General features: G+C 40.2%; 8 protein-coding genes. 7 read left to right on the top strand and 1 reads right to left on the bottom strand.

Annotated elements, in window-relative coordinates; all coding sequences use genetic code 11:
* Positions 1-164 precede the first annotated feature (164 nt).
* A complete protein-coding gene (locus DSOL_RS28160; protein ID WP_235838928.1) occupies positions 165-401 on the bottom strand; it encodes a Ger(x)C family spore germination C-terminal domain-containing protein in 237 nt (78 codons plus the stop codon).
* 697 nt (positions 402-1,098) lie between these two features.
* Between DSOL_RS28160 and DSOL_RS20770 the strand changes: the two genes are divergently transcribed.
* The 7 genes from DSOL_RS20770 (at position 1,099) to DSOL_RS20740 (ending at position 9,492) form a co-directional block, all read left to right on the top strand.
* A complete protein-coding gene (locus DSOL_RS20770) occupies positions 1,099-3,081 on the top strand; it encodes a sigma-54-dependent Fis family transcriptional regulator (protein ID WP_139314556.1) in 1,983 nt (660 codons plus the stop codon).
* Between the two features lie 302 nt (positions 3,082-3,383).
* Positions 3,384-4,853, top strand: a complete 1,470-nt coding sequence (locus DSOL_RS20765) for a 4-hydroxyphenylacetate 3-hydroxylase family protein (RefSeq protein WP_170871583.1) — start codon at positions 3,384-3,386, stop codon at positions 4,851-4,853.
* A 344-nt stretch (positions 4,854-5,197) separates the two neighbouring features.
* Positions 5,198-5,503 carry a hypothetical protein gene (locus DSOL_RS20760; protein WP_075366689.1) on the top strand — a complete coding sequence of 102 codons (306 nt, stop codon included), beginning with the start codon at positions 5,198-5,200 and terminating at the stop codon, positions 5,501-5,503.
* Positions 5,496-6,431, top strand: coding sequence for a CoA transferase subunit A (locus DSOL_RS20755; RefSeq protein WP_235838926.1), 936 nt, complete (start codon positions 5,496-5,498; stop codon positions 6,429-6,431). The genes DSOL_RS20760 and DSOL_RS20755 overlap by 8 nt, the downstream gene beginning before the upstream one ends.
* Before the next feature lie 18 nt (positions 6,432-6,449).
* Positions 6,450-7,310 (top strand): CoA-transferase subunit beta, encoded by an 861-nt coding sequence (locus DSOL_RS20750; protein ID WP_075366688.1) that lies wholly within the window; start codon positions 6,450-6,452, stop codon positions 7,308-7,310.
* Positions 7,311-7,325: 15 nt separating this feature from the next.
* The gene (locus DSOL_RS20745; RefSeq protein WP_075366687.1) at positions 7,326-8,090 is read left to right on the top strand and encodes an SDR family NAD(P)-dependent oxidoreductase; all 765 of its coding nucleotides are present in this window, start codon (positions 7,326-7,328) and stop codon (positions 8,088-8,090) included.
* A gap of 76 nt (positions 8,091-8,166) precedes the next feature.
* Positions 8,167-9,492 carry an MFS transporter gene (locus tag DSOL_RS20740; RefSeq protein ID WP_083642866.1) on the top strand — a complete coding sequence of 442 codons (1,326 nt, stop codon included), beginning with the start codon at positions 8,167-8,169 and terminating at the stop codon, positions 9,490-9,492.
* Positions 9,493-9,498: the final 6 nt, after the last annotated feature.

The following is a 9,498-nucleotide window of genomic DNA, read 5'->3' as shown; positions in this document are numbered from 1 at the left end:
TTGCTGAACACTATATAAGGATTTAGAGCATGGGAGCCAGGATTCCACCCGTTCGGGTAAACAAGGGGACAGGTTCGTTGTTTCCATTATTTGAAACAGCGTACCTGTCCCTCTGTTTACCTGTCCCTCTGTTTACCTGTCCCTCTGTTTACCTGTCCCTCTGTTTACCTCCAGCGCGGCAGTGATCTCGTCCTCGATGACAGCGGTCTGTTTTTCTTCGAGTTCCTTAAAGTTTCTGGCTTGGTTAGGTCAACAGATGACATCTGCTCAGCGAGATTCCCCTCTTCTGTCACCTCAACTGTCACCGTCGGTTTGCCTTCAGCTAGCTCCGGAGTGACTTTGCTCGATGCGCGAATGATCTCCAGAGCTACTTTTTTAGATTCGCCATCAGGGAATTTCACCACAATGATACTAATATCATTATCCTAGGAAAAGGTTGTCGATAGAGTATAGTTTAGTTCAGAACGCAACAAATTATAATTTCTCAATAAGTTTAAGCAAGTCTTAGCGGGGCTATTCAAGCTCATGATAAATCAAGTGGACTACAGGAAATAAGCACGGTCCACGAGTATTGGATGGATCTTGGAAATAGGGCCATTGACTTACTTCACTTTTTGGTAAAACATGGACTCCCCCTTTTTAACGATGGAGCACATCGGAAGGAATTCTTAAATTAACGGAGAATCTTATATTAACCGGATTGATAATGAATTTTATGAAGAAGGAGTAGTTATTTATGGATAAGACTATTAATATTAACGTTTTACCGCAAGCCTACGACGTAATTTTTACAATAAATCGGCTTTACGCGCAGCGAGTGAAATATTGCCGGATGGAGCAAGATTGGAATATATTGGATTAAACTCAGATCCCATTTTTTAACGAAGATTTGGAAGCTGGAGGGATCCCCTTAAGTCGTAGTAGACTATAAAAAGAGAATAGCCTCAGCTGATGCGATATTATACCGCTACACCTGAGTACAACTATTCTATACGCCTGTATTGAAAAATGCCTTAGATTGGGCTTCGCGGGTTACCGATTCACCCTTGAGCGGTGCACTAGGAGCATTGATTCTTGTTTGTAAAGGAGAAATTTGTTTTGAAAAATAATCAAGAAATTGAGTTCAAAAAACAAGTCTTTTATGCAACATTGCAGGATTCATGGAACAACTTTATTGAAGGAAAATCGGTGAATACTGGTGAAGTTCGCCAAATTATTTTAGATTCTTGGCATAATAGTGTTAAAAACGGAATAAGTCCTTTTCAGAAAAAAGTCAATCGCGTTTTAACAGAAAAAGAAATTATTTATAATGAGAATTTGAATAGAGATTTAATCGATGTTAGCCTACCAGTAATGGAGAATCTTTATAAGTTTGTAGCTGGTTCTGGATTTACTGTTACACTAATTGACAATAAAGGTATTATTCTAAAAATTGTTGGTGATCAAGAAGTAGTCAACTCTATTTCTAAAGGTAACTTCATTATTGGAGCAGATTGGAGCGAAGAAAGTGCTGGGACAAATGCTATTGGTCTCGCTATCAAACTTGATCAGCCTATACAGGTCATTAGTTATGAACATTTCTGCATCTGTTCCCACAATTCAACTTGTTCTGCTGCTCCGATTCATGACACAGAAGGAAATATCATTGGAATCTTGGATATGACAGGAGATTTTGAAAAGGCTCATTCTCATACACTAGGTATGGTGGTTGCAGCAGTACATGGGATTGATAACCAGTTGGAATCAAAGTATGCTTGGGCAAAATATAATTTAGCTAATAGCTATATGAATGCTATAGTTGAGTCAATCTCACAAGGAATGATGGCAGTAAATGAATTAGGAGTAATTACTCATATAAATAACTATGCTATTAAGGTGCTTCAAGATAACAGGGATGAAATCATTGGAAGAGATATTAAAACATATCTCAAATCATCATATTTTAAGGAGAATAAAAAAGACCTGTTAGGCCTTACGGATCAAGAAGTAGACATTATTACTAATGGGAAAATTAAGAAGGCAATCATTTCTTCTAGGAAAATTGAAGGTCTTCCTAGTGGGATGAAAGGCACAGTTATAGTCTTTAATGAAATTAACAGAACCCGAAAATTGGTTCAAAGAATGTCAGGATTAGAAGCTAAATTGACGTTTAACGATATACTTGGGAAAAACGAAAAGTTCCTCTCGACCGTAAAGTTAGCCAAAAATGCATCTCATAGTCTTTCCAATATCTTATTACTAGGAGAAAGTGGTACTGGAAAAGATGTTTTTGCTCAAGCCATTCATAATGCTAGTCAAAGTTCGAATGGACCCTTTGTGGCAATAAATTGTGGTGCAATACCTCGAGAATTAATAAACAGCGAACTATTTGGTTATGTCGATGGAGCTTTTACTGGTGCAAAGCGTGGTGGAAACCCTGGTAAATTTGAAATGGCAGATGGCGGGACCATATTTTTAGATGAGATCGGTGAAATGCCTCTAGAGCTACAGACTATTCTATTAAGAGTGATCGAGAACAAATCCATTATGAGAATTGGAGGTCACGATTCGATTCCAGTTAATGTAAGGGTAATTGCGGCAACAAATAGGGATTTAATCAAGGAAGTAGATCAGGGGAATTTTAGAAGGGATCTTTATTATAGATTAAATGTAATTTCAATTAACCTTTTACCATTACGTGAGCATAAAGATGATATTCCTCTCTTATGTGAACATTTTATTCAAAAGATGAATCATCTATTAGGAAAAGATGTCAATGAAATAGAGGATGCTGTACAACAGTATTTTAATGCCTATGATTGGCCAGGAAATATTCGAGAATTATATAATATTCTTGAGAGGTCCATGAATATAGCAGAATGTTCAAGGTTGCTGGTAAGTTTTCTTCCCAATGAATTCACTGCTCTTCAAAAAGTACAAAATTCAGTTTCACATAAGTCCTTTGACGACTTAGAAAAGGAATTGATTTCTAGTTTAATGACTGAACATGCTGGTAATATTACTAAAGTCTCTAATAAACTAGGCATTGCTCGAACGACACTTTATCGAAAGTTAGATAAATATAACTTGAATCATTATTGACGTACACTAGTTAAAACAATCATAATAATGAAAGTTTAGTACAAGGTCTTTCCAATGTGGAGGGCCTTTTTTATTTTGATGACCTAATATACGTAGCGTAGCAAATGACAACACTGTAGCAATTCGCTTCAGTCGATTTGATAATCGAAGTAGTTCATTGGGTGTTAAACACTCTGAATGCAGGTCTTTTATTAGGTTAACAGCTATTTTGCATTATGGCATAGGTCTTGCAATTAATGCATTTCATATGCGAGAAGTTACTTTCGCTTTTATAAGTTATTTTAAGTAAATTTGGAAGGGGAATGATTATGAAAACAGGCAAAGAGTATATCGAAAGTTTGCGGAGCCGCAATATCAAGGTTTATGTAAAAGGTCAACTTTTGAAGAGTGAAGAGGTAATCGACCATCCTTTTATTCGTGGACATGTGAATTCTGCAGCGATGACCTTTGAGCTTGCCCATGACCCTGCTAGTGAAGACCTGATGACCGTCACTTCACATCTTACCGGTAAGAAAATCAATCGCTTTACTCATATTCATCAAAGCAAAGAAGACTTAATCAAAAAGGTCAAAATGTTACGAATGATCTCTCAAAAAACTGGCACATGTTACCAACGGTGTGTAGGGTTTGATGCCATAAACGCTTTATATTCTACAACATTTGAAATGGATCAGAAACTTAGTACCAGTTATCATCAGCGCATGAAAAAATATGTCGAATACATGCAGGAAAACGATATCATGGTTGCGGGAGCCATGACTGACCCCAAAGGTGACCGAAGTCTGCGACCAGGACAGCAAGCTGATCCTGATATGTTTGTGCATGTTGTCGAGAGAAATGACCAGGGAATTGTGGTCAGGGGAGCAAAAGCCCATATGACTGGCATGGTAAACTCTCATGAGATGTTAATTATGCCTACTATGGGTATGGTCGCAGAAGATAAAGATTATGCGGTATCCTGCGCAATACCAGTTGACGCCCCTGGAGTCCTACACATCTTTGGGCGACAGACTAACGATGACCGTAAATGTGAAGGGGAAATAGATCAAGGTAATGCTCAGTTCGGTATTGTCGGCGGCGAATGTCTTACCGTGCTAGAAAACGTTTTTGTGCCATGGGAAAAGGTCTTCATGTGTGGTGAAACTGATTTTGCCGGAATGCTGGTGGAACGGTTTGCTAGTTATCATCGTCAAAACTATGGTGGCTGTAAGGGTGGCGTTTCCGATATAGTGATCGGCGCTGCGGCAGTTATGGCTGATTACAGTGGTTATGCAAAGGCTGCTCATATTAAAGATAAAATCAACGAAATGATTCACATGGCGGAAACCCTATATGCTTGTTCCATCGCTTGTTCCGCCGAGGGGAAACAAACTGCCTCTGGGTCTTATTTCGTGGATCCTCTGCTTGCAAATGTTGGCAAACATAATGTTACTCGGCTCATTTATGATATTGACCGAATTGCCCAAGATATTGGAGGGGGATTGACGGCTACACTTCCGTCAGAATCCGATCTAAGGAATCCCGAGATTGGTAAATATGTGGAGAAATATTTCAAAGGTGTTGCATCTGTTCCGACTGAAGATCGGATGCGTATGGCCAGACTGCTTGAAAATATGACGGGTGGCACGGCATTGATTGAAAGTATGCATGGAGCTGGATCGCCTCAAGCGCAAAAAGTAATGTATTCCAAGCTATCCAATCTAGAACATAAGAAGCGCTGTGCAATGGCTATTGCCGGTATTAAACCCAAAGGGGATGAAAAGGCAAAATAATATGTAGTGTAGCGAATGACAACACTGTAGCAATTCGCGCCATAAAATCTAATTAGGTATAAGGCAGTTCTGTGACCTTAAACATCCTGAATATAAGGCTTTTGTTGGATTCACGGCCTTTCAAGGTTGTGGCATGGTTCTTGCTCTTAATGTATTTCATCAGAACAAAATAAGTGAAAGACGAGGAGGGATCTAATAGGCTTCTAGCTTATTCTACGAAGGGGCACCGACTCTGTCAGGCTCCTATCTGGTGAATTTATAGCTAGATTGCACTCTAATAAAAACCTAAATCATCCTTAAATTGGACAAGTGTCAATAATTATTTCACAGGTGTTGTAAACTTTATGAAAATTATTGTTGGTGTAAAATATTGTGGACATTGTAATCCGATAATCGAAGGGCCAGAAATTATTGAGAACCTTAAGAAACTAGAACCTGATCTGGAATTTGTATCTTGGCAGGAGCAACAAAAGGATATCCTTCTCATAGTTAGTGGCTGCACATCGGATTGTGCTACTCGGCCTCAATTCAATGGTCCGGTTATTAACGTGGCTGGTAGTTCCGTGGAACGAATTCAATATTCGTTAACGGAACTACCGAGTCAAATTCTAAAAAAGATTAAAGAAAAGGGGGCGGCATGTTTTGACTAATATCAATCTTAATGACAAAAAGAAACCAGATAAACGGATGACGCTTACCGACGCTATTAAAACCCATGTTCCAGATGGAAGTATGATTTGTTTTAGCGGTATGGGTGGAGCCCAATGTGTTGCCCAGACCTATGAAATAATTAGGCAGGGAATTAAAAATCTAACATTTGTTGGAGACAGCCCTTGTGAAAGCGGGGATATGTTAATCGGAGCGGGAGCAATCAAAAAAGCCGAACTTGCCTGGTGTTCTTATGCTGTTGCAGGATTAGGATATAACTACCGTAGAGCAATTGAAGAAAAGGTTCCCCATGAAATTGAACTAGTTGAGTACTCGAATTATACCATTGGCTTACGGTTTTTAGCAGGTGCTATCAATGTACCTTATATTCCAACGAAATCTTTATTGGGATCAGACCTCTTAAAGTATAACGAAAAGATAAAGGTTACCGAAGATCCTTATAACGGAGAAAAAGTAGCCTTGATCCCTGCCGTTAATCCTGATGTAGCCATCGTTCATGTCTCCCGTGCTGATAAAAGAGGAAATGCTCAAATGTTCGGTTTTTCTTCAAATGCTGAAAACCTTGCACGGGCTTCCAAACGTACTATCATTACGTGTGAGGAAATAGTGAGTACTGAGGAAATTAAACGTCATCCGAATTTAACCATCATTCCAGAATATGCAGTGGATGCAGTTGTGGAAGTACCTTTCGCCTCTCATCCATGGAATTTTCCTTATGCCTATGCTTACGACATGCCCTTCCATACCGAACAATTAGCTGCCTTTAAAACAAGAGAAGGCTTTGAGAAATGGTTAGAAGAGTACTGTTTTGCTCCTGGTAGTTGGGAGGGCTATCTTGAGAAAGTGGGATATGGTCGTCTTGAAAAACTACGCCAACTTGAACGTCGCTTTGCTAAAGCAAATTACTAGTAGAAAGGTGGGATAAACATGAGCAAAGAATATGCCCAGGAGTATTCGTTGCAAGAGCTCTTGGTAGCAGCTTCTGCCCGGGAGATTATTGACGGTGACGTAGTATTTGCTGGAGTAGGCGTCCCGACCTTAGGCGCCATGGTTGCAAAACTCACCCATGCCCCGAATGTCATCATGGCTATGGAGTCTGGGAGCATTGGTCCAGAGCCCTATCGTGTGATTTTAGGAATTGGCGATAATGCCTGCGTCGAGAACAGCATTTGTACCACTTCACTCTGGCGTCTTTTCTCCGATCAACAGCGCGGATATTTTGATGTCGGAATGATTGGTGGAGCCCAGGTTGATAAATATGGAAATCTAAACAGTACTGTCATTTTTGGAGATGGAGATTACTATACCCCTGCTTCACGGCTACCGGGTAGCGGTGGGGCAAATGATATTGCGAGTTCAGCAGGAAGAACAATCATTACACTTCCCCTTCAGAAAAGACGTTTTTTGGAGAAGGTCGATTATATTACTTCACCTGGTTATATTGACGGCTATGATGCAAGGGAAAAACATGGATTACCCGGAGGGGGTCCTGCCGCTGTAATAACTAACAAATGTGTTTTTAGGTTCGATCCTATAACCAAAGAAGCGTATCTTTACAGTGTTCATCCTGGTGTTACCGTGGAAGAAGTAAAAGCGGAAGTTTCATGGGAACTCAAAATTGCAGACGATGTAAAAGTAACAGAGCCACCCACCGTAGAAGAAGTTCGAATCACAAGAATCTTAGATGCCGGACAAATATATACGGGTAGCGGCCTTAAAGGATTAACCTTTGAAAAGTACGTTCAAATGCTAGAAGAATCTCAAGAAATTCTTCACCAATTGTTTTAATGGGGGGTTAATGAAGTGAATAATCCTACGTTTGATTTAACGAATAAAGTGGCTATTGTAACCGGTTCCACCAAAGGGATTGGACGAGGGATAGCAGAAGGTTTGGCCAAGGCTGGTGCAAATGTCGTCATCGTAAGTCGGAATCAAGATGACTGCAATCAAGTAGCTGAAGAAATTAAAAAGTTTGGTCATGATGCCTTACCTGTGGCGACAGATGTCACGAACCAAAAAGCTATTGATGAGTTAGTGAAGAAAGTAACAGAGTATTACGGAAGAATTGATATTCTCGTTAATAATGCGGGTTCTGCCATTACTAAGAAGTCTGAAGACCTAACCGAAGCGGATTGGGATCGAGTCTTAAATGTAGATCTTAAAGGTGTCTTTTTCTGTGCCCAAGCGGTTGGGCGTCAAATGATTAGCCAAAAACAGGGCAAGATCATTAACATTGCCTCCATTCTTGGTTTAGTAGGTGACCGTCAGGTTCTTCCTTATTGTGTTGCCAAGGGTGGCGTCGTACAAATGACCAAGGCTCTGGCTTTAGAATGGGCAAAACATAACATACAAGTGAATTCGCTCTGCCCGGGTTATGTTATTACTCCGATGAATCAAGCCGACCTAAAAGAAGAAAAAATTCACAACCATATCACTAAGAAAATCGCTATGAGACGTTTTGGCGAAATTAGCGATATGGTCGGGGCCGCAATTCTTATGGCTTCAAATGCCTCGGACTACATGACAGGGCAAATGATTGTCATTGATGGCGGTTGGACTGCCGAATAAATATTATATTGCTATCGATAAAACTGGAAAAGGGAAGATGCGATAGTGTAATTTTATTATTGAAGGAGATTAGAGTATGGGACAAATGAAGACCGTTGGGAAAAAAGCATGGGGTTATCGTTATGTGATTCTCGTTGCAGTATGGTTATTATACGTCATTAACTATTTTGACCGTACGAGTGTATTAATCTTTCTACCCATGATCCGAGATGAATTGGGATTAACCCCTGCACAAGCTGGTTTTGGCGCATCGATTTTCTTCTTTGCTTATGCCATTGCTCAAGTAAGTGGTGGATGGTTAGCTGATCGTATTGGAGCTAAAAGAGTCATGACCATAGCCATTGTTGTGTTCTCAGCCGTTACTTTTTTAACAGGCATGGTTCGCAGCTATGTTCAGTTTATTTGGATACGTCTTTTCTTAGGCTTTGGTGAAGGACACCACTTCGCCCCAGCACACAAAACGATTGCAGACTGGTTCCCTAAAAAAGAAAAAGGAACAGCAACCGCATTCTTCTCTACAGCATGGGCTTTTGGTCCAGCTATTATCCCCGTCGTTATCACTGCTTTAGCTGCGGCCTTTGGGAGCTGGCGCCCTGTGTTTTATGTCCTTGCAGTCCCAGGACTTCTGGGTATGTTTATTCTTTGGTATTTCGTGAATGATAAACCCGAAGAAATGGTGAAAAAAGGTCGAATGACTCAAGAAGAGTATGATTATATTAAGAGCGGATTAGTCAGTGATGAAGCGGTTGAAGGAAAAAAAGGCGGGATGTCAATCGTTGTTAAAGACAAATACTTCTGGATATACAGCTTAGTTCTTTTCTGTAACTTAGCCATCTACTGGGGAAGTACGACTTGGATTTCTTCCTTTCTGTATGATCAACATCACTTCAATCTCAAAACGATGGGAGCCCTGGTTTCTTTGCCGTATGTTGTCGCCATCGTAGCTATGCTCCTTGGAGGTCGTCTTACTGACAAAATCTTTAAAAATAAGACAAAGCCCGTGCTTCTGATATCCTATATTGTAAGTATTCCTGTTCTTTTCTACGTCGGAATGGTTCCTACAGGAAACGTTCCAATAATTATTACAATGCTTGTCTTGCTTGGTTTCTTCGTTAATCTTAGCTTCGGTGCTGTTTACGCCTACCCTCAAATTCGTTATCCTAAAGATATCGTGGGCAGTGCGGTCGGACTTTCGAATGGTTTTGGTCAATTAGGTTCTTTTGTCGCTCCACTCGTTGCTGGATTCCTAGTTGTCAAAACTACCTCGGGATATTCATATACTGGCGCCTTTATTTTCTTCGCAGCGTTAGCCGTATTAGCATCCATCGGAACACTGTTTTTAAAGGAAGACAAATTTATTATGAATAATCAATCCGTTAAGTCTTCAAGTACGAGCTTATAAGAAAGT

The sequence above is a fragment of the Desulfosporosinus metallidurans genome (assembly GCF_001936615.1).
In the GTDB taxonomy this organism is placed as follows: domain Bacteria; phylum Bacillota; class Desulfitobacteriia; order Desulfitobacteriales; family Desulfitobacteriaceae; genus Desulfosporosinus; species Desulfosporosinus metallidurans.
The sequence above is the reverse complement of the archived record's forward strand: the minus strand, read 5'-3'. Positions and strand labels throughout refer to the sequence as shown.